Annotated in this window: 13 protein-coding genes and 1 pseudogene; 7 read left to right on the top strand and 7 right to left on the bottom strand. The window is 55.7% G+C overall.

The window, feature by feature from the left end:
* Positions 1-6 precede the first annotated feature (6 nt).
* Positions 7-3,237, bottom strand: a complete 3,231-nt coding sequence (locus PY650_RS19295) for a sensor histidine kinase (protein ID WP_285881122.1) — start codon at positions 3,235-3,237, stop codon at positions 7-9.
* A gap of 555 nt (positions 3,238-3,792) precedes the next feature.
* Between PY650_RS19295 and PY650_RS19290 the strand changes: the two genes are divergently transcribed.
* Both PY650_RS19290 and PY650_RS19285 read left to right on the top strand, forming a co-directional pair.
* Complete coding sequence (locus tag PY650_RS19290; RefSeq protein ID WP_285881120.1) at positions 3,793-3,936, top strand: hypothetical protein; 144 nt, start codon at positions 3,793-3,795, stop codon at positions 3,934-3,936.
* Positions 3,937-4,318: 382 nt separating this feature from the next.
* Positions 4,319-7,153 (top strand): ATP-binding protein, encoded by a 2,835-nt coding sequence (locus tag PY650_RS19285; RefSeq protein WP_285881119.1) that lies wholly within the window; start codon positions 4,319-4,321, stop codon positions 7,151-7,153.
* Positions 7,154-7,442: 289 nt separating this feature from the next.
* On the opposite strand, the gene PY650_RS37155 is transcribed toward PY650_RS19285, so the two are convergent.
* The 4 genes from PY650_RS37155 to PY650_RS19270 all read right to left on the bottom strand — a co-directional run bounded on the left by PY650_RS37155 (position 7,443) and on the right by PY650_RS19270 (position 11,205).
* The gene (locus PY650_RS37155; RefSeq protein ID WP_349644501.1) at positions 7,443-7,715 is read right to left on the bottom strand and encodes a hypothetical protein; all 273 of its coding nucleotides are present in this window, start codon (positions 7,713-7,715) and stop codon (positions 7,443-7,445) included.
* Positions 7,716-7,732: 17 nt separating this feature from the next.
* Positions 7,733-8,254, bottom strand: a complete 522-nt coding sequence (locus PY650_RS37150) for an XdhC family protein (protein WP_349644502.1) — start codon at positions 8,252-8,254, stop codon at positions 7,733-7,735.
* A gap of 123 nt (positions 8,255-8,377) precedes the next feature.
* Positions 8,378-10,609 (bottom strand): CDC48 family AAA ATPase, encoded by a 2,232-nt coding sequence (locus tag PY650_RS19275; protein ID WP_285881185.1) that lies wholly within the window; start codon positions 10,607-10,609, stop codon positions 8,378-8,380.
* A gap of 80 nt (positions 10,610-10,689) precedes the next feature.
* On the bottom strand, positions 10,690-11,205 hold the full coding sequence (locus tag PY650_RS19270) for a Dps family protein (RefSeq protein ID WP_285881118.1): 516 nt from the start codon (positions 11,203-11,205) through the stop codon (positions 10,690-10,692).
* Positions 11,206-11,485: 280 nt separating this feature from the next.
* Here PY650_RS19270 and PY650_RS19265 point away from each other — a divergent pair, with 280 nt between their 5' ends.
* Together PY650_RS19265 and PY650_RS19260 are read left to right on the top strand one after the other, a co-directional pair.
* A complete protein-coding gene (locus tag PY650_RS19265) occupies positions 11,486-11,689 on the top strand; it encodes a hypothetical protein (protein WP_285881116.1) in 204 nt (67 codons plus the stop codon).
* 136 nt (positions 11,690-11,825) lie between these two features.
* Positions 11,826-12,068 (top strand): hypothetical protein, encoded by a 243-nt coding sequence (locus PY650_RS19260; RefSeq protein WP_285881115.1) that lies wholly within the window; start codon positions 11,826-11,828, stop codon positions 12,066-12,068.
* A 567-nt stretch (positions 12,069-12,635) separates the two neighbouring features.
* Here the strand turns inward: PY650_RS19260 and PY650_RS19255 are convergent.
* Positions 12,636-13,742 carry an NADH:flavin oxidoreductase/NADH oxidase gene (locus tag PY650_RS19255; RefSeq protein ID WP_285881114.1) on the bottom strand — a complete coding sequence of 369 codons (1,107 nt, stop codon included), beginning with the start codon at positions 13,740-13,742 and terminating at the stop codon, positions 12,636-12,638.
* 516 nt (positions 13,743-14,258) lie between these two features.
* On the opposite strand from PY650_RS19255, the pseudogene PY650_RS37425 reads away from it, so the two are divergent.
* Both PY650_RS37425 and PY650_RS19250 read left to right on the top strand, forming a co-directional pair.
* Positions 14,259-14,570: pseudogene (locus tag PY650_RS37425) on the top strand (winged helix-turn-helix domain-containing protein); the annotation flags it as partial.
* A gap of 147 nt (positions 14,571-14,717) precedes the next feature.
* Entirely contained in the window at positions 14,718-17,219 is a 2,502-nt protein-coding gene (locus tag PY650_RS19250) for an ATP-binding protein (protein ID WP_285881113.1), read from the top strand.
* Positions 17,220-17,689: 470 nt separating this feature from the next.
* Here the strand turns inward: PY650_RS19250 and PY650_RS19245 are convergent, their stop codons facing one another.
* Positions 17,690-19,483: an FAD-dependent oxidoreductase gene (locus PY650_RS19245; RefSeq protein WP_285881112.1), complete on the bottom strand. Its 1,794-nt coding sequence runs from the start codon at positions 19,481-19,483 to the stop codon at positions 17,690-17,692.
* Between the two features lie 659 nt (positions 19,484-20,142).
* Between PY650_RS19245 and PY650_RS19240 the strand changes: the two genes are divergently transcribed.
* Positions 20,143-22,161 (top strand): FUSC family protein, encoded by a 2,019-nt coding sequence (locus tag PY650_RS19240; protein WP_285881110.1) that lies wholly within the window; start codon positions 20,143-20,145, stop codon positions 22,159-22,161.
* The last annotated feature ends 14 nt before the right edge of the window (positions 22,162-22,175 follow it).

Here is a 22,175-nt window from a genome sequence, read left to right as displayed (position 1 = left end):
CTTGATTTACGCATAGGCCGTTTTAGCAGGAATATTAACAACGATCTCCGTGCCACGACCACTTCGGCTTAACACCTCCATTGTCCCGCCAATGCTTTCGGCACGTTCTCGCATCCCGGGGAGGCCCCAATGGCCTTTTCTCACCCCGGCGTCCACAATACGCTCGTCCAGACCTTTGCCGTTATCGCCAACTCGCAAGCTGAACATATGTCTTCCATAGACGAACTCGCATTCAATGCGAGTAGCGCCAGAATGGACTATTGCGTTTCTAAGTGCCTCTCGCGCGACGCGATATACTTCGTCGCGCACAGCCGGTACGATGTGTCTGGTCTCACCCTCTACAGCAACTTCAATAGTCGGTGGCGGCTGTGGACCAAGCTTCTCAAGCTCGTTAGTAAGTTGAGCTATCGCTTCCGAGAGGTCCATCTCAGTGAGATAGCTATCTCGCAGATCATGGACGGCGTTTCGTCCCTCCAATATAGCCTGGTCACCTTTTTCAAGCGCGATGTCGAAGAGAGCTAGGGCTTTGTCCGGTTGCTCTGGCAGCAGATTTCTGACGGCCTGCAAACTGAACATTAGGCCGTGGACCCCCTGCAAGAGCGAGTCATGCAACTCACGCGCAATGCGATTTCTTTCGCCAACTCGCTCAGCAAGACGAATATCGAAGGTACGAGCCATCTGTCGAAGTCGGTACCGGTACAGTCCCGCCAATATGATTACCAAAACGGCCGTGCAAAGTCCGCGAAACCACATAGTTTCCCACCAGGCAGGGGCGATATCGATGTCCAAGACGGCCGGTGGCTCCAGCCAGGGGCCGCGGCCGGTGGAGGCCTGAAGTTCCAGTCGGAAAGACCCATGGGGCATAGAGAAAAAGTTTATACTGTGGTCGCCACTACGAACATCTTGCCAACGATCATCGAGCCCAACAAGTCTATAGCGATATCGATGTGTCTCCGGATTCCGGTAGCTTAGCGCGGAAAACGAAATCGAGAAATCGTTTTGCGTGGGCGACAAATTAAGCCTCTTCACATGCCCGATGGCGCCCGAAGTCAGTGGGGCAGTGCCGGGCTGGATTACGTGTTCCCTAAGTCGAAGCTCAGTAAATACGAGTGGGGGAACGTAGGTGTCTTTCTTGAAGTTTTGAGGCTTCACGGCCGCCGCACCCGAAAAGCCTCCGAAGAACATCTCGCCGTCAGCGTTCGTGTAGCAGGTGTCCCAACCAGTGAGATCATTCCCGGGCAAGCCATCCGCGGTGGTAAAGTTTTCGAACTGTGAGTTTTTCTTGTCGAAGCGCGCAATGCCCTGATTTGTACTCATCCAAAGATGATTGTCGGCGTCCTCCAATATGCAACTGACGACACCACCGGGTAATCCGTCGGATTCATAGTATCGTTTGAATTGGCGTGATGACGGATCAAAACGGTTTAGCCCATCCTGGGTCGCGATCCACACGATGCCTTGTTTGTCGACATAGATATTGTTTGCGGAATTGTTGCTCAGTGAGGAAGGATCTGTCGGGGAGTGGCTATAGCGCGCGAATTTTCCCGAAGTGGAATCGAAACTGTAAAGACCGTCCGAGCTTCCTAGCCAGAACAATCCGTCATGCTGCCGCGTCAGAGCGTGATAAACCTCGGCATCTGCAGACGGATCGTATTTATACGTCTTGAATTGCCCGGTGCTCTGATCATAGCTGACGATGCCGTTCCAAGTAGTTGCCCACAATTTACCCGCGGGATCAAAAACCAACACGCCAACTATGTCACTGCTAATGCTTGAACTATCTGAAGGATCGTGCCGAAAGGTTCGCAACAACCTTCCGTCCGTGTCAAGTTGAAGAAGACCGGTGCCGAGAGTACCTACCCAGAACGTTCCGTCGTGTGCCTCTAGAATCGACAACACTTCCACCGGGCTTCCATTCTGAAGAGGGTCGATGACCTTCCGCTCGTGTGTTTTTCTATCGATCACCGTCAGTGCCCCGCCGCCGCCGATCCATATCCTTCCTCGCGAGTCGTAGAAGATGGCATTTACCAGGGTTTCACCAAACGCATTCGAAAACGGTGTCAGAGGCCTGAAGCTCTCGAATGGCAGCGGGCTGACAGGAAAGAAGTTCGGTGGTGTGGCATGAAGCCCCGTCCAGACATTGCCTTCGGCGTCTTCAAAAAGCGCGATAACCCGGTTCTCACCGATGCTTTCCGGTTCGGTTGCAATTGTCTGATAAGCCACGAACCGCTTTTGTTGCCGATCGAACTTCAGGAGACCGGCACCCATTGTCGCTAACCAGATCGTGCCGTCATGGGTTTCTAATATCGAATAAACGCCCGTGAGATTCGATTGCGTCAACTTATCGGGGTAGAACGAATATTGGGTAACTTCGTTTTTCGCTCGGTCAAAAGTAGCAAGCCCATTTCCTGACCCGTGAATGATCCAAAAGACGCCAAACCGGTCCTCGTGAAAATAGAATTCGCGCACAGACTCTTCGAGCGGGATTCGTGCTGTCACTTTGCCGGAACGCCGATCAAACGCGTCTAAGCCTTTACTATTTACCACCCAAAATATTCCCTGGCGGTCAAAGCCGGTGGATTTCACATCAGAGCTAGCCAAGCTTCCAGGATCGCCTGGATGGTTTTGAAATCGTACAGTTGCGCTTGTCTTTGGATCTAGCCTGTAGAGGCCGTCAGCAGTGGAAAGCCAGAGGTTGCCTTCAGGATCCTCGCTGATGTGGTTGACGACCGGGTTCGACTTGTCGACGACGAAGTGTTTGAAAGTCTCAGTAGTCTTGTCGAAGGCATCGAGTCCTTGGTCACTGCCCACCCAAACGGTCCCATCTTTCCCTTTGAAGAGCGCAAAAATGTAAGATCCACTGAGGCTGTTCGGTTCATTGGGCTCGTTTTTGAACACACGATAGGAATGACCGTCAAATCTGTTTACGCCGTACTGAGTTCCGAACCAGATGTAGCCGTCATCGTCCTGTATGATCAGGGACACGCGGGTTTGGGATAGCCCTTGAGCTACGTTCAGACGTCGAAACCTAATATCGTTGGCGACGGAGATTGGTATCGATACGACCTCCGGGAGAGTCGTAGCGACCGGAATCGAGGACGGCTCGCTGAAAGCCAGACTTCGCGATGATAGAGCGAGTGGCGCAGCAATCAAAAGCAGGACCGCCAATCGGACGATGGCTTTGTAAGTCCTGACAGAATTCAGAAACGCTTTCGACCAACTTAGAGAGTTCGCCATGGTCGTGCCCGCCAATCTATGACGGCGCATTATAGGCTACAAAAGCTTTCGACACGCAACACGAATTCCGAGACTTGCTGCCCGCCTTCCGGCCCCAGTACTTCATTCCGCGGCTGAAATCTTAGCCCAATGGTTCACTCATCGCGCGAAATAAATTATAATCGCTCCTACACTTAAGCGCATACTATTGAACGGCCACTTCGCCAGCGAAAATATAACCTCTCCCATGAATGCAAACGATCGCGTCCGAATAAGGGCCGAGGGTCGTCCTCGTACCGAAGACCGAGGTAGCCCGGAAGCGGTTCCGCACGGAAACCCGGGTGTGTTACCGCCGAATTCACTTGGACGACAACTTGGCCGCCAAAGCACTGAGGCCTCCATTGTAAATCTTATTGAATAGTTCGGACACCTCGTCGTCGCTCCCGGTCGTGCGAGTAAACTCTCCCTCCCATTCAATACGCGAGGACATATCCTCGTTGCGATCTTTTACTTCGAGTTTTGACCTATAGTTCCTGACTGGGAATGGGAGCTAAGTATCGTATAGGTATAGCTCCGTTGAAGCTCATCGAATGCTATAAGTCTTTCCACGATCTCCGCTCCGTCGGGATCGACAAAATGCCTGACTCGACCATCCAGAAGCTCGGAGCCGTCAGCCGTACCCAGGCCGTTGCTACAGCCGTGCGGCTTCGCCTGATCTGACGTCCTGTACCGAATATCCGTCGACGTAAACGCTCGTACCGAGCCCGGTTTAACGCCAATTGCGCGAAACGCGCCTGCGCCGATCGCGCTCCAACGTGGACGGCGAGCGGTTGTCGCCCTATTCCCCACGATTGCCAGGAAATAGAAGACTTCAGGTGCTTCGAATAGCCGCTTCGTTTACGGTCGTTGAAGGTTCACGGGCGCAGCATATAGAACCTTGAAACTTGTGCCAACTTATTCCACGAAGCACAACCATTGTTTGAGGTTAAATCAGGTAAAAAAATTCACCCGCAACGTTGCTGGTCAATTCGTAACACGCTTATGATAATCGCACTAATGTAGCGCTTTCGCAGCTCGACAGCTGCCCGATGGAAAATGGTTCGTGGATATCAGGCTGGGCGAAAAGTCGTACGAAATTGGCGGAGAGAGCTCAATCTCTACCGCCGCCCGGGAAAGATTCCTGCCCATCGGGTCCATGAAGTTTCTGCCTGAAAGCAGACTGGTGATACAGGGAGACGTTCAGAGGCGGATCAGCGAAGACGCAGCCGCGCTGTTGCTGGCTTTCGTCGAGCGACCTAATCAGACGATGACTGAAGCTGATCTTCGCGAGATCGCATGGCCTTCGGAGCCTTCGACCAAGATCGATTTCGATGCCCATATCCGTATGCTCGAGCATTTGCTGTCGGCAGGTCCTCACGAGTGCTACCTGCGGAGGATCGGGGCGGGCGGTTATCAGCTGTCGGTTCAGGCGAGCATCCCTGTCCCAAGAGAAGCCCAGCCAAACTCACATTCCGATGAAGAAATTCGACATGGCCGTCTTCCTGCGCCCCTTGGCAGGTTGTTCGGTCGCCAGACCGAAATTGATGAGGTCGCGCAGCTCGTCGAGAACTACAGGCTTACAAATATAGTTGGTCCAGGCGGCATCGGAAAAACCGCGCTTGCCCTCGAAGTCGCAAGCCGTCTCGGGTCGAAGTTGGAACAGCGCATCGTATTTGTCGATCTTGCATCCGTATCTCACGGCTTTCTCGTCCCGTTTGCTGTCGCCGCGGCCTTCGAGATGTCCGTGAAGGCCGATGATCCCGTGCGAAGCCTTGTCTCTTTCCTAAGAGATCGTAGTTCGGTTGTGGTGTTGGACAACTGCGAACATGTGATCAGCACGGCCGCACCGCTCGTCGAAATTCTTCTGAAGGAAGCGCCCAATCTCCGCATTTTAGCGACAAGTAGGGAGACTTTATGCGCCGAGGGGGAGCAAATCTTTCGACTGGCACCTCTTGATATTCCGAATGATGAGAACCTCAGCCTCGACGATGCGAAGCTTTATCCCTCTATTCAATTGTTCGTCGAAAGAGCAATGTCCAGCGATCACCGCCTGTCACTGGACGACAGCGACGTACCATTCGTTGTGAATATTTGCCGAAAGCTCGATGGCATCCCGCTCGCAATTGAGATCGCCGCCACGCGCATGGGTGTTCTCGGTGTCGTGGAACTGTCCGAACAGCTCGATAGTTGCCTGGATGTGCCTGGGCGTCGAACGTCAGTCGATCGCCATCAAACGATCCGAAAGATGCTGGACTGGTCGCACGACAACCTGACCCCCGCGGAGCGTATCGTCTTTAGACGCCTCAGCATGTTCGCCGGACCATTTCAACTGGAAGCCGCGGCCACGGTCGGCGGCGATGAATATCTCTCATCCTCTTCAATTTCCACCGCGTTCGCCGGGCTCGTAAGGAAATCTTTGCTACACCCGACGGTGCGGGCGGGTGTGACGACATACCGGCTGCTTGAGAGTAGCCGAGTTTATGCTCTCGAGAAGCTGGAAGCTTCAGGTGAAACCCCTCGAATGCGACGTCTCCATGTCGAGTGGGCGATCGAGACGATGCGGCGCGCCGAGACGGATTGGACTTGTACCAAGCGTGTTATCTGGGTAGAGCGATACTCGCCGATGCTCGGGGACATTCGTCAAGCTCTGGAGTGGGCTTTTTCACCCGAGGGTGACATTCGGGCCGGCGTGCGGCTGAGCGCGCTGGTCATGCCCCTTGGCCTGCATATGGGGCTTGTCGACGAATGTCGCGAGCGAACGCGGGTCGCAATAGCCTATTCCCAAACACTCCCGCACCCGGATCTCGATGCTCAAGTCAAGCTTCATATGTTTGAAAGCTTTTTGAACACCAACCAGGTCGGACCGAACCAGGATACGGTTACCGGGGCAGCCACGGCCGTGCGGATTGCAGATGCAATTGGCCATCCCGTATATCGAATCGCGCCGAGGATGTTGCTTGCAGGTTGTCTGATGGGGATGGGAAACTACAGGGAGGCGCTTCAAAACGCAGAAGCTGCAGGAAAACTGAGTACTGACAGTGGAGACGGTCTGGCGATCTTGGCGGCGCAACGGGTATTGGCTCAAACTACCCATTTCAATGGACTGCTTGAGCGATCGGCAACGCTGACGAAGACCGTGCTGGCCAGTCCAGTCGTGAACATTCCGCTGGCAGCGGGCGTGATACATGTCGATAAGCGTGTATCGATGCGTATTATTCTTTCTCGAACCCTATGGCTGCAGGGGATGTCGGAGCAGGCGGTTGCGGTCATGAAAGAGGCCGTGGCGATTGCACCGGAAGATGGGCCGCCGGCGCTATGTCAGGCACTCTCCCAGTCTGCTTGCGTTATCTTGCTTTGGTGCGGATATCACGACCGCGTGGGCGAATATATCGATAGGTTGTTCGCCGCGACATCGCGCTACACGCTTACGCATTGGAATTCATGGGCAACAATGTATCGGCGTGTCCTCGCTCGCATCGAAGCGCCAGATGCCGGGGAGCTCGCTCCGATTCCCACCGACGGAATACTTCAGCTACACACGCTCGCTACTATTACAGGTCAGCTCGATGGGATCGATACTGAGGGTCGATCGTTTTTCGATGAAACAGGGTGGGCCGGGCCAGAAATTCTGCGCCGGAGCGCAATCCGGAAACTGCTAGTCAAATCTTCCGAAGGTATGCAGGATTTGCGTCGCTCCATCGACGCGGCAAAGCAGCAGGGGGCGCTTGCATGGCAGTTGCGAGCGGCAACGAGTTTAGCAAGACACTTGAAAAATGGCGGAGAATTGAGACAAGCCATCGACGAACTCTCGGCGGTCTACGAACGCTTTGAAGAGGGTTTCGAGTCGACAGATCTAAAAGCTGCTGCCACGCTGCTGAGCGAGCTTGCTGCGGCATAGAAGGACGTTGACGCGATACCAGTGTCGGCGGATTTAGCGACTATAGGTGGTTAGCTCCAAAAAAGTGAAGAACTCGCAGCAAATGGTCGGCGATTTGATTTAGAGGTTACTGCAGCCGCGCACTGCATAGCGCAATTAGCGCTTCTTTCAGCCTCCTTGTTGACGGCAGCTACCGCGTTATTGACTTGGAGACGGGAAGGCTCGTTTCATAAAGTCAGGATTTACGCAAATAGCTCGGTGCAGACCTTCGATCTTACGGATCTGCTAGAGATCGCACTCTTCTGAAGCGCTATAGCGCAAAGCTAGCTAGACGCGATGCCGCGATGTCGGCCATTACCGATAGCGACAGATACTTGGAGTCCCGCGTAGGGCCGAATATTCCTATTCCGATCAAGACCGCGTCGAGTACCGACAGTTCCTGGGTCGAGGTCATGTTGAAGAGAGCAATCGCGGTGTATTCGTCGATATTGCCGGTAATATGGGAGACGCATGCCCTGCCGGACACCAATCCGAAATCATAACCGAATATCTTCGCAGCTCGACCAACCGCACGGGCCTCCACATCCTCTCCGGAGACTATTAGGCGCGTTTCGGGCCGATAGACAGTGTGAAACCGCTCGCCTGACCATTGCGCTCGAGAGGGCGGCTCCGACTTTTGAATCCGTTGTAGCGCGGGAGAATACAAAAGGCCAGCCGCTTTGCGCCGCCGCAAAAAGATCTAACACTTCGACGAGACAGTCTACGTTCCTCAGAACATGTATTGACACCGTGAGGTGCCGACGCCGCAGGGCAGGACAATGTCCATGCATTGAGATCCCGCTCCGAAGGAGACCTCCTGTCGCGATCATGGGACATCGCTGACAGGGCCTCGGCGGCCACAGCTGCCTCGACGCAGCCGCCTGAAACATAGCCACAGAATACGCCGTCCTCGGCCATGACGATTTGCGACTCGAGGGCTCTCGCTGCACCGCCCCGGATTTCGGTAAGCGTAGCGATCGCCGCACTCCCCCTTCCGAAAGCATCCACAGCGAACTTCACGATCTCGACGGGGTCGTCGGCAACAAGGGCTCGAGCAGGAGTCAGAGCGGAAAATGACGTCATGATTTCGTTCATCGAGTGCCTCAAATCGTCAGCACATGGCGTTCCGTTTACCCACGACCGTTTCAACGCTGCGGAGACCGTTGATCTACAGACGTGAGATCCTCTTGTAGTGCAGGCAGCCGACTAAACGAATCCAAATCGCTTCGGCTTCGGATCCTCCTGCCGGAGGGTCTTGAGCATTTCCTCGTACTCGCGTTCGACTTCCGAAGTGACGGACGGGCGGACTTCCTGAAGAGCCTTCATGAAGTCCTCCTTCGTAACGCTCCTCGCGTCCGGGGATATGCGCAGCGCGATAAGACCGGCTCTCCGGGTCAGGTCTTCCAAATCCGCTCCAGTGAAACGCTCTGTCCGTTCGGCCAGTTCATCGAGGTTGATGTCTCCCGACAGCGGCATTTTGGCCGTATGGATGCCGAGTATCTTTCGGCGGCCGATCAGCGTCGGAACCGGGACATAGACGAGCTCGTCGAAGCGTCCAGGGCGTAAAAGGGCGGGATCTAACAGATTTGGACGGTTGGTGGCCGCCATTACGACAACGCCGCGCATATCCTCGAGTCCGTCCATCTCGGCCAGAAGCGTGTTGACCACACGCTCGGTTACCGCGGGCTCACCGAGGCCGCCGCCGCGCGCTGGCGCGAGTGAATCTATTTCATCTATGAAGATGACTGTGGGAGCGACCTGCCGGGCTCGTTCAAAGAGCCTCGATACCTGCTGTTCGGATTCGCCGTACCACTTCGAAAGAAGGTCCGATGATTTGGTCGACACGAAGTTCGCTTCGGCCTCGCGCGCGACCGCCTTAGCCAGCAAAGTCTTTCCGGTACCTGGCGGACCGAACAACAAGAAGCCCTTCGCCGGACGTATCCCCATGCGCTTAAAAGCTTGGGGCGAGCGGAGAGGGAGCTCGATACCCTCCTTGAGCTTTGCTTGGGCATCATCCAGACCACCAACGTCTTCCCAGCGCACATTGGGAACCTGAATCATGATCTCCCTGAGAGCGGAGGGCTGAATTCGCCGCATCGCCGATTGAAAGTCGTCTTGTCCCACTGTCAGCTTTTCCAGCGTTTCCGTTGGAATGCCTTCACGGAGATTTAGATCGGGCAACACACGTCGAAGGGAATCCATAGCAGCTTCGCGGACCAATGCCCCAAGATCGGCACCGACGAAGCCATAGGTCGTTCTCGCGATTTCGTCTATGTCAATGTCCTCGGCGAGAGGCATGCCACGAGTATGAATTCCCAGGATTTCTCTACGGCCCGTCTGGTCCGGAATTCCGATCACGATCTCGCGGTCAAAACGACCCGGACGTCGAAGCGCCTCGTCGATGGCGTCACGCCTATTCGTCGCGCCGATGACCACGAGGTTCTGCCGGGGCTCCAGTCCATCCATGAGTGTCAGCAGTTGAGCGACGATGCGGCGTTCGACTTCGCCTGTGACCTGCTCTCTTTTGGGAGCGATAGAATCGATTTCGTCAATGAATATGATCGATGGGGCGTTCTGCGAAGCCTCCTGAAACACCTGCCGCAATCGCTGCTCAGACTCTCCGTAGTGGCTACCCATGATCTCGGGGCCGGCGATGTGGAAGAAGCGAGCTTCGGTCTCATTCGCGACAGCGCGGGCGAGCAGAGTCTTGCCGGTTCCGGGCGGACCATAGAGGAGCACGCCCTTGGGTGGATTGATTCCAAGACGCTGGAAAAGCTCCGGATGGCGCAGAGGCAGCTCCACCATCTCACGAACTTGCTCGACTGAGTTCCCTAATCCGCCAATGTCATCATAGGTTACATCTGCGCGACGAGCTTCCTTGGGGTCTTCATACTGCTCGCGGAGTTCGACAATCGTGTTCTCGGTAACCTGCACAATTCCTCGAGGCTGCACCGACACGACGACCAAACGGATTTCCTGCAGACCGTAGGCAGGCATATTGACCATCCCCCGGAGCAGGTCTGATTTATCCGGTCGATTTACGCGCTGCTGTAGCGACGTTGACACAACGTCCCCCGGAACCATTGGCCGATGAAGGAACGTCCGCTGAAGCGCTTCTCCTGACCCCTGCAGCCTAAGGTTTTTTTGTGCAGGGGCCAGCACAATGCGTGTGGCGGGCTTCACCTCTGCCTTTTTGATTTCGACCTCGTCACCGCTTCCAGCCCCTGCGTTCACCCGCTGCAGGCCGTCGAGCCGTATCAGGTTGAGGCCTTCATCCTCCGGGTAAGGCCGCACAGCGATGACGGCTGTATGACGCTTTCCGATCAGCTCGACTATGTCGCCCTCATTCAGTCCCAGCCCTCGGATCGCTGACGTAGAAAGGCGCGCGAAGCTCGAGCCAGCATCCTGGGGACGCATGTTCGCCACCTGAATTTTCATCGTTGGATGTTTTTCCTCTGCCAAAACTGCCTCCGTACACAAGCGTCGAGTGAATCCAGTGTATTGAGCGCCCGGGGGAATCAGCGACGGCGTGACATTTCGAAAAGGAACCAGACGCGCTTTTCGGCTTCATCAATCCAGTTCTCAAGAAGGCTGGTCGTGGCGAAATCGTCGTATTCCGTGGTCGTTTCATGGACCTGGCGCATCGCGATCACGAGTTGCTTGTTGTCCTCCCGTAATTCCGCAAGCATGTCCTCGGGTGTGACAAAGTCCGCATCGTTGTCCTGCAGGCGCTGTAATCTTTTTATGTGGCCGATCGATCGAAGCGTAGTGCCGCCGACTTTTCGCGCTCTTTCGGCTATGACGTCCGTCATAGCAAAAAGCTGATCTCCGTGGTCATCCAGCATTAGGTGATAGTCGCGGAAATTCGGGCCCGACATGTGCCAGTGGAAGTTCTTCGTTTTGAGGTAGAGCGTGAAGACGTCCGCCAGGAGTCCTGTCAAAGCAGCGGCGATATCCCTCGTCGCCTGTTCACCAATATCCGTCGGAGTTGCGAGCACTGCTTTCGAGCGCGACGTGGCTTGCGGTTCGACCATGGCAATCTCCTCATAGACGTGTGTGCGCGTTATTGAGCGGCGCGCGCCTCTACCATGAAGTTATTAGCCACGCCGAAGCTGGACCAGCGAATACAAGTATAGGAGCCATTATACGAAGGTGCACGTTGGTGCTTCGGGGTGGTCTCGACGTCTGCCACCTGCCTTCACGAGGTCCCGGGAGCAGGGACTCTCTCGGAATAACGCGAACTAAACCAGCGTATAATTTCGCAAAAGGGGTGAGCGGTTATGCTGTGGAGGTCTCAAAAGAAGGAGAATGGCGATGTTTTCGTTCCAGATGCCGGTGGTCAAGTGCCACTATAATGCGCTGTCGCTTTCGATCGTGTTGCACAATCACGTCAACCAAAGAGACTACGCGGTGAACCTCACGGTCGGTCGCGCCGGTCAGGCAGGACAATTCAACAAAATCAGGTTCCGCGAGTGGCCCAACTACTACCTTCGGTCAATCGAACCGTTTCGATCTTGATGCAAGCTCTCGATCCTCAATCGCGCGTTCGGGAGTATCTTTTCGCGTTTTCATCCATGTCGACCGCAGACAGTGAGCTGCGCGCGGTGGCTTTCGGGGTGTTCCCGATACACGTTAGCTCACTTGGAGCACTCGCATGTCGGAGGTTCAACATTACCGAGATCTGACTGCCGTGGAACGCTTGGAGGTGTTCGAGGAAGTGACGTCGGCGTTGCGAAATGCGCTTTTGGCGGCACGGCAACGATGTGACCTTCGACGTGAGGACAGGCTGGTGGCCGCCTTAGCTCTCGTTGTTTTTGCCGCGCGGGAATTTGGCGATCAGACCGACACGTCAACTGACTTTGTCTTAAGCGAAGCGGTACACGCATTGAATGCCTAATCCGCATTAGGCACAGACCGTTGATCACCCGTACCGCTGCACCTCAAGCCAAATAGCCAGAACCTTCATCCATCACTATCTGTCTAAACGTCAGGTTTTGCTCAAGGGCGGCGCTTGCAGCGGCAACGCGGCCGCTCCGGATTTTCCCACCGTTTCGAAATCCGTGGCTTCGATTATTGCCGTCGCTCCGACCACCACCAAGAGGGAGAGACCGAAACACTCGAACCATCCTAAGTGTATGTGGTCCCCGCCGGCAGCCGCTCACGCCCGCGCTCACCAACACGCCGAGCAATGCATAGCCCAAGATATGGGACGCAACTGGCTGCTTTGTCAGGTCGAGCGAAATCGCCACTGATCCCAGGCACGAGGCTGAAACCAGTAGGCTTCTCCATGTCCAAAAGTCTTTTGTCATCGACACCCCCGGGTCCAAAATCGGACAGTTTCCTCTCCAAATAGAGCATCCGGTCGAGTTCGTATCCTGTTTTCCAACAGCCTCCACTGGATCTTTCTTCTTGGAAAACGTGTGGACGTTGTTCTACGCGAGCAAAAAGACCTGAGTATACCAGGCTATTCGCTCTCGAATAAATCCCTGAACCGACTGGGCTGCGATCTCCAATATTGCTTGGGGGCGATTACCTTGCCGCCGAGATGGGCAGCTGCGTGCCAAGGCCAGTTGGGATCGAAGAGTATTGTCCGCGCTATGGCTACCATATCTGCGTCTCCGGTCCCGACGATCGCTTCCGCCTGCTCGTACCCGGATATTAGACCGGCTGCGACAATAGGTATTTTCAGTTCATTTTTGAACGCCCGTGCCAAGGGCACCTGATAGCTCGGGCCGATCGGTATGCGCTGGGACGAATGTAAACCACCGCTGGAAACGTGGATCATATCGCAGCCCCTTCGCTCGAGCTCCGCTCCAAAGGCGAGGGTGTCCTCCAACTCGAGACCTTGCTTTACCCAGTCGGTCGCCGAAACCCTGGCGCTGACCGGTTTATTCGACGGTAGCGAAGTCCGCACAGTATCGAAGACCTCGAGCGGAAACCTCATTCTATTCTCTAGCGTTCCACCGTATTCGTCGTCGCGTTGGTTGGTCAACGGCGATAGGAATTGGTGCAACAAGTACCCGTGTGCGACGTGCAACTGAACCGTATCGACGCCAGCACCGGCGGCTCGAACCGCTGCAGCACCAAACGCTTCACGCAGGCGCTTCAGACCATTCTTTTCCAAGGCCATCGGAGCGACGTGATGTTTGTTGTATGGTGCGCTGGAAGGCGCGACCGTCTGCCAGCCCAGCGCATCGTCCGGCGGAAACTGAGCGCCTCCGGCCCAAGGCACGTCAGATGACGCCTTTCTGCCAGCATGGTTTAACTGAATCGCAATCGGCATGTCAGACCATCGACGAATGCTCTCCAGCGTTAAGCTCATTGCCGCATATGTTTGATCATTCCAAAGTCCCAAATCGGCATATGTAATGCGGCCTTCTGGAGAGACCGCCGTGGCTTCGATGGTCAACAGGGCCGCACCTGATAGGCTTAGCTTGCCAAGATGGATTAGATGCCACTCGTTCATGCATCCGTCCTCGGCCGAATACTGGCACATCGGCGCGATGACGATACGATTGGTCAGATGGAGACATCCGATGTCGATTGGAGCGAACAGGGCAGGCGTCGGCATGAAGCGAGTCTCCATATTCAAATTCGGAGCGTCAGCGCTGACGGTGTTGACCGACGGATCACGATCCGAGATTTCGGTCACTCTCTAGTTGAGGGCCGGCCTCTGCACTTAATTTTCACGAACTGCTAAAGTCGCCTGCTAAGTTTGGCAAAGATTGCCTGCCATCTCATCCTGGTGGCAACGCCGTCGTTTGCATTGCCGGACCCGAATTATCAGCTGTTCGCTTCTGTTGCTCATTGCTCTCCGGCATGACCCGAAGCAGCTCCCTATAAGTAAGGTCCAAAATTCATGCATCGATTTCTCCCACAGCTATTGTTAAGGCCGGTGAAATCTTGTGAATTCGGAGGGTGGGCTCCATCTCGAAGATAGAATTCAGTGCAATCACGGCGATTTTAGGTGAGTTGATCGCATCCACAAGATGATCATGCGGACTATTTACCTAATTTAACCGGTTAACGTTGTCACCGTGATGTAGAAGGTATTCAGGGCCGTCCCGGCTCAACTCGAGGTGACGACATGTATCGGTCAGCGGAGGGTGAAGTAGCTAAGAGCGGGGTCTACGCGTTTGGGCCCTTCCGTCTTAATGCAGCCAGAAGGACACTGCTACTCGACGGTAAGGCGCTCTCCATCGGCAGTCGGGCGTTTGACATGTTGGTCGCGCTGATAGCCCGCCACGGCGAGGTTTTGTCCAATAGAGAGCTAATGGCTTTCGCTTGGTCGGGACTAAGCGTTGAAGACTCGAACGTACGCGTTCAGATGGCGCACCTCCGACGAGAGTTGGGTTGCGGCGTCGGGGAGCGCAGGTACATCACGAGTGTCGCGGGGCGGGGGTATTGTTTTGTAGCCCCTGTCGAATGGCAGGCCAGCGAGGAAAATTCGTCTGGCGCGGGCGTTCAACAATCAGTAGTCGAGAGTCGGAAGCCGTCGTCGCAGCCCACGATAATCGCGAGTGACAGCTCAAGGCCACCGTCTCGGTTGGATCGGATTATCGGGCGTGACGAGGCATTGTCTGATATTCAACGTGCTGTTCAGGAACGGCGTTTCGTGTCGATTGTTGGTTCCGGTGGAGTGGGGAAAACTACACTGGCAGCTTTGCTGGCCCGTGAAATCGAGCATTTTGACGCCGTACATTTCATCGATTTGAGCGGCGTATGCGACCCGGCCTCCGTTTTCACGGCTATGGCATCCGCTATCGATTCCGATGGCAATGCCGATGAGATCGGCCTGGACCAACTTCTCCAACGCATTTCCGCAAAGAGATGCTTGCTTATCTTTGACAACTGCGAACATTTGATCGATGCATCGGCAGATTTGGTAGCGCAAGTTCTAAATCGGACTTCCAACATCCATGTGCTCGTTACAAGCCGAGAGATGCTCCGTATCCCTGGGGAGGCGGTATTCCTACTCCGCCCTCTCGGAGTTCCGCCGAACACTGGCAGGCTGACCGCAACCAGAGCCAGACTGTGGCCGTCCGTCGAGATGTTTCTCGACAGGGCTAGTCACGCCGGCCTTAGCAGCGAGATCAGTGATGAACAGGCCGCGATAATCGGCGCGATTTGCCGGAGGCTCGATGGTAATCCGCTGGCAATCGAGTTGGCTGCGAGCCGTGTCAATGCCTACGGCTTGGAGCGGTTGGCGGATCTCGTAAATAACCACTTGGCTCTACGTTGGAGAGGAAACAGAAACGCTGCACCGAGACATCAAACCGTCGAGTCGATGTTGGATTGGAGCTACGCGCTTCTCTCTGACGCCAGCAGACGGGTGCTGGATCGGCTGTCGGTGTTTGTCGGAGACTTTTCGATCGAAGCCGCGAGCGCAATTGCTAGTGACGAAGAAATGTCGTCCTTCGAGGTGGCTGAGGCGATCAGCGATCTTGTTGACAAGTCGCTCCTGGTTTTTCAATCCGACAAGGGCCCCCCACGACTGAAGCTGCTGGGTATCACGCGAACTTACGCGGCGCTGAAGCTGGCGGTCTCCGGAGACGAGCCAACCGTGCGGCGCACGCACGCGCATTATTACGTTGAACAACTCCGACGCCACAGCATCGAAAGTCCAGTCGGCGGAAAATCGGAAGGCGAGACAGACCTTAATTTGTGCAATGCCGTGAGCGCGCTGGAATGGGCGTTCTCCAAGACTGGTGACATCGAACTCGGAGTGACACTGTGCGTCGAAGCCGTGCCGTCCTTCATAGAGCTGTCTCGGTTCGTCGAGTGCCGGCGGTGGTGTAAGTGCGCGCTTTCTAGTATTCCACCGCATCTAAGCGGAAGCTCCGCTGAGATAAAGCTGCTGGAGGGCATGGCTATTGCAGGGCACCTGACGCTTGAGCCCGTAGAAGATATCGAAAAAGCTACCCGGCGCGGGATTGAAGTTAGCGCCGCTCTAGGAGATTCACGCCATGAACTGCATTTCCTTGCCGGACTGCATATCGCAATGATCAAATCTGGCGAGTTCCGGCGCGCGATGGAGGTAGCAGAGCGTTTCGCGTCTGTAGCCGTCACGACTGGCGGACCGTCTGAAAGAATGATCGCCGAGTGGCTCTTGGGTACCGCCTATCATTTTATCGGAAACCAAACTGCGGCTTTGAAGTGCTACTCTGCGGGATTTGGCCTCCTCTCTCGCTGGGGAAGCGTCGACCTTGGATATTTTGTGCTCTTGCATCGTGCTTTGGCTAGGGTTTGCCAATCACGAGCGCTCTGGCTGTGCGGTTCTCCCGAGCTTAGCATGCATCTTGTGGACGACGCTATCGATGAGACGCGCGGTCAAGTGGGGCCCTTCTGTGTGACCCTTTTGGTAGCGATCGAAATATTTTTTCTCTGCGGGAAGTACACCCGGGCTGGCGAACTCGTTCGTGAACTGAACTACCTGACCTCAACTTACTCTCTGACAGGATTCCAAGAGGCTGGCATCAGCCTACGCCAGCAGCTCGAGCACACTTGCGGCAATGGCCTCCCCCCGACCGATCAGCTTCAAGCACGGCTCAACGGGGCACGTTCAGCCAAATTCGTGTCTATGAAGCTTGGTTCGTTGAGCACGCTGGCGCTGGCCTTGGCGAAGTCTTCTGAGTTCGAGGAGGCGATGTCTGCAATCGATGCGGCGCTGGCCTTGGACGAACGTGCCGGCGGGACCTTCAGACTGGCGGAGCTTCTCCGTATCAAAGCCGAGATCGTGTTGGATTTGCCTAAACCACAGACCGATCTCGCGGAGCACCTGCTGGCAAGAGCTCTCGAGATAGCACGAGACCAGGGATCGACGGGTTGGGAGCTTCGCATCACGTTGACACTAGCCCGTTTGAGACTGACGGACGGCCGCGAAAGAGGTAAGCAGGTGTTGGTGCTGTTGAGGGAATATGTCAGTCGATTTGGCTGGAGTTCGGCAACCGAAGACCTGCGGTCGGCGAATTTGCTTCTTCGGCAAACGACGGAGCTACCCCGGCGCGCAAACAGCTATCCGCAAGTCGCAAGGATCTGCAACGCGTAATCGACGACGCCGGTCGTGATCCTGGATGGCGGATTGGCGTCAATCGTTCTGCCAAGAAATCGATGAAGGGGCGAATACGCGGGGCGACAAGAATGCCCCGCATAAGTGGCGTGGATCTGTTCGATCTTTCCCGCGTCGAACTCTTCCGGCACCGGTGTAAGGTCCCAGTCTCGATATCTGGCATCGTCGCGGTCGATGTCGCCTCCGCGCTTAATATCGCCGCCCCTTAATCTAGGCATTGCAGCCGAAGCTTGGATTGGAGGAATGGTGGTCGCACCCTCCTTTGGCCGGTAGCACTTCGTGGGTTGGCGGGTTGGCGCGCTGTTCCTTACTGTTTCTTCGTGGCTTTCTGGATCGCCGTTCCCATTCCGTCATCACAGCGGCCGTATCTGCATAAACTGGCGTTCGCCACAGCAGTCGGCGTGAGGGCAGGTCCTCCCGCCGGCTTCAACTTCGGTTTCTCGAAATCGCTAACGAATTTGCGCTTCTGCGACCTTGGCTTGGCTATTTAGCCATTGATGGATCGCACGAACGACCGCAGATCCTTCTCCAACCGCTGACGCCACCCGTTTCATGGACCGCGCACGAACGTCCCCAACCGCGAATATGCCAGGAGCGCTTGAGGCGAACGGGCAAGGGTCGGATCCTCTGTAGTTCTGTTGTTCCGTCTCAACAAACCCGTTCGCATCAAGGGCGATACAGCCAGCCAACCAGTCTGTATTTGGGACCGCTCCGATCATGGAAAAAAGGTTCTCCGTCCTTTGCTCGACTTCGTCCCCCGACAGCGATCGCCATCGCACTGCTTCGAGGGTCTTGTCTCCAACAAGTGCGCTTACTTCGCAGTGTGGGTGTAGCGATATAAGCGGCGAATCCTTTATCCGCTGTATCAGGTAATCGGACATCGTTGCGGCAAGCCCGTCCCCTCGAACGAGAATGTGGACGTGCTGTGCGAGCCGAGAGAGGAACATGGCTGCTTGCCCGGCTGAATTGCCGCCGCCTACTACAATCGCCGAACCGCCCATACATAGCCGGCCTTCAAGTGAAGTAGCTGCGTAGTGCACGCCCACGCCTTCATACTTCTCGAGGTTTGACACCTTCAGGCGTCTGTATCGAGCGCCCGACGCCACTACGATGGATCGTGCCGTGATGCTGGATCCGTCTTCCAGGTGAATTCTGAAAGGGTAGTGCGCGCAATCTAACTTAGACGCAGCGCTGGCGACAACGAACCTCGCACCGAACTTCTGGGCTTGGATCTGCGCGCGACGGGCGAGTCCTTGTCCGGATATGCCCAAAGGGAACCCGAGGTAGTTTTCGATGCGCGAACTTGTACCTGCTTGACCGCCGGGCGCGAACATCTCGACTACGATCGTATTCAATCCCTCCGAGGCTGCATACACCGCAGCGGCCAATCCCGCAGGCCCCGCACCGATGATAGCGACGTCGAATATCGAGTGATTGTTGATCACCTCAGAAATACCCAAAGCCGCAGCGAGTTCACGATTTGTTGGCCGGCTGAATACGGATACGCCGTCGATGACCACGACCGGTTGTTCCCGCTTCTCCGCGTGGAAAAAGGAAAGTGCATTTCCGGCATCTGGATCGTGCTCGGTGTCAATGAGCCTGTGCGGATACCCATTGCGTTCAAGAAAGCTTTGGATCCGGAGCGTCTCGGCAGACCTTTGACTCCCGACAATAGCCGTGCCTTCTCCTGTATGGGCGATGAGACCGCTTCGCCGGAGTATGAACGCCCGCATGATCAGCTCGCCAATGTCCGGTTCACTGCGGACAAGCGTCGTGAAAGAGTCCCTGGTTACTCGGATCACGGTTGAGGGCGATGCCGCCTGAGCACTAACCAAGACTGCTTGACCGTTAAGCTGATCTAGTTCTCCGGTGAACTGGTGGAATCCATGCGTGGTCACAAGGGCCTGACCGCCGTGCCCGTCGCTCTCGAGGATATTTATTGAGCCCTGGACCACTACGAAGAAGCCAACATGACGCTGGCCCACCCGGTAAAGATAGTCACCACCGTCATAACGCTCGATGTCGCCGTAGAGTTTTACGCGTGCGATCATGTCGTTGGATAATCTCGGGAAGGCTCTTCCAGGGAGATCGTAGAGATCGCCATTTGCGCTGTTGCGGTATCGTTGGTCACCGTCTATGGAACCGGCCATTTGTTTTCCCATCGCTTCCGACGTCCACGCCAGCTCGAAATGCTTTCCACCGTTGCGTGGCGCGGGTCTCCAGGCAAAGTGCGCTGCAATCATAGATCGTCCTGCGACTACGCGTCGTTGAATGATGTGAATTGCTGTGAAATCCGGCTGGCAGAGACCCGATTGCAGGCGCGAGCTAGAGTGTAGGTGGTCGCCGCAAAGATTCTTCTCAAGGCAAGGCGCTTAAGATTGCGCCGTATCACTGCGATCGTCCGTCGTGCAGTCCTCGAATTCACGGTTCTTCACGGAGATTAACTTACCAATTCTTGCAACGCGCGACAGTGTCGAGTTTGACAGTCAACTGAGGGCTCAATGAAGATCGAGAATACCAGGTTCACTGTTTGCGCGACGTCGACAATAGGAGGGCAGGAACAGGAAGACGCAATTTTTTGCCCGTATCAGTCGCCGACCGCATTTCGCGAAAATGCTTGATCCACTCCTCGAACATGATCGCGGCGTCGCATCAGGAAAGCTCTCGATCGGGATCACCAGTTTCTTGCCACGTTGATCAAGGCGCTTGGAGATAGCTCAGCAAACGTCGCGGAACGATCTCGGACTCTGGGGGCAGTGATCAGTTGGTCGCGAGTTTGAGCGCGATCGTTCCTTTGATCAACGGTCTAGCCAAACGAGCGCTCGCGTTCTTGGCTGGACCTCAATTCTTTTAGCCACGCAGCGTTCCCGCAAAACTCGACACTTTGAATTGAAGATCCCAGATGAGGCTAACGTCAAAGCTCGTTTCGATCGCCACTCGATGGACCTATTGGTCCGAAGGGCAAATATTTACGATCGCCCCGGAGCAAATCTCGTTCGTGGACGGACTGCGCACCGCTTTAGGTATGGCGGTCGTGTTGGGCTTGTCATTGTACCTTCGGGTGCCAGATCTCGGATATGCAGTGGTTGCTGTTTTCTGGACATGCCTGTGCGACCCGGGCGGTTCCGACAAGTTTCGCCTGGGGACGATGGCGTGGCTCATGCTCCTTTGTGCTGTCGTCATGGGCCTTGCCTCCTATGCTGCTTACTGGGGGCAGTGGATGGGCGGCGCGGGCCTATTCGCTTTAGTTCTCGCTTGCGGATTGACGCGGACCTACAAGCCCGCCTTCGGTCCAACTCCTGCGCAGAGCGGTCTCATCGCAGCGATCGCGGTCGTGATAGGCATCGCGTCTCCGAGGGGCTTTGTTGGCTCTCTCCAACTCGGCGGATATGTCGTCGCTGGAGGGCTTTGGGCGATCGTTTTGTGCCTGGGTATCTGGCGGAGTAGCTCGCCCGCGTCCGGAAGACAAATGCTGATCGGAGTCTTCAGTCGTTTGGAGGAAATGGTCGCCTCGCTCGAGGCGCTGGATGCATTGTCCAGGAGCGACGATTCGCCGTGGGGGCGTTTCAATACGGTTTATCGTCGGGCAGCCCGAATTTCGATCGAGAGAGGTAGGGCGGTCGTGGGGCGCATGACGTCTGGCCGCAGCCGCTATGGAGCTGGATTGGATGCTGCAGGTCGGACCTTTGCCGCGGTTATTGCGATAGGCCACTTCCGACACCGATCCAACGGTCGGTTTGAAACCAGCACCTCGTTGCCATTGGTGAAGCGGCTCAGAGACGCATTGCAGTCGGTGAGCCGTCAGGTGGATGGGCAGGCGCGTGACACGACGGCGCTTCTGAACAAGTTGGCTTTACTTTCCTCCGATGCTGAAAAAGTCGATAATACTGTGGGACGTGCCGTCTCCTTTGCCTCGCGGGCGTTGCAGGACATGATGTCTCGATGGGAGGACCCCGACGCTCCGGAAGAAGCCAACTCCGCACTCTCGTTCTTGCCGAATGTCAGCTTCAACGCTGCTGTGTTGCGGCATTCGCTTCGGGTCGCGACCGCGGTTCTGATCTGTTATGTCGTTGGACTCACCTTCGACGTTTCGTTTTCCTATTGGGGAGCCATAGCGACATTGGTGATCATGCAGCCTCTCGTTGGAAACACCTGGCTCAGAGTGTTGGAGCGGGCTCTTGGAAGCTTTTGTGGCGGGCTTATAGCCGCGGCCCTGATCTCACAACTTTCGAATTCGGTACAAATGTCAGCGGTCATTGTCGTTCTCTCTATTGCTGTGATCGCGCTCCGGTTAGTGAACTACGGGCTTTTCGTGATATTCCTGACGCCCATGTTCATGCTCCTTTCCGACTACATTCGACCTTCCGAAGGGCTCATACTGGCGCGCCTGATAAACGAGTGTCTGGGAGCTTGCCTCGGACTTGCCGCCAGTTTCCTGCTTTGGCCGGAGAAGCAGATCGACACGATGGCAGGGCTCATATCCGACGCCGCCAAGGCAAATTTGGAGTTTGCTGCCGCTGTTCTCAGAAGCCGAGCAGAAGATACTGTCACGTTGGACAAGCTCCAACGTGACGCAGGGTTGGCGAGCTCTCGAGTCGAAGCCGGTTGGGATCGACTGTGGCTTGAAGGACGCGGCCGAACTGTTGGCGAAGCACGGCTTGGGGAGCTTTCTCAGGCCTTGCGCTCGATATGCGGCGCGGCGGCTGTGCTCGAAATATCGAGCCCAGCAACAGCGGACGAGCGCAGGGCGGCAAATATCGAGAAAATATCGGCTAACCTGCAGCGGAGGATTGGTACGGCAGACCTGGACGAGCCGCCCGTCCCCCTGTTGGCAGAGGATAGCGATGACCTCGGGCAAGCGGTAAAGTCCCTCGTCGATGCTGTTAACGACTATCTGCAAACGAAACGAACTGTCTCGTAGAGCGCCAAGCCAGC

This window comes from Martinezella calliandrae (assembly GCF_030272695.1).
Taxonomy (GTDB): domain Bacteria; phylum Pseudomonadota; class Alphaproteobacteria; order Rhizobiales; family Rhizobiaceae; genus Rhizobium; species Rhizobium calliandrae.
This window is presented reverse-complemented; position numbering and strand designations above follow the sequence as displayed.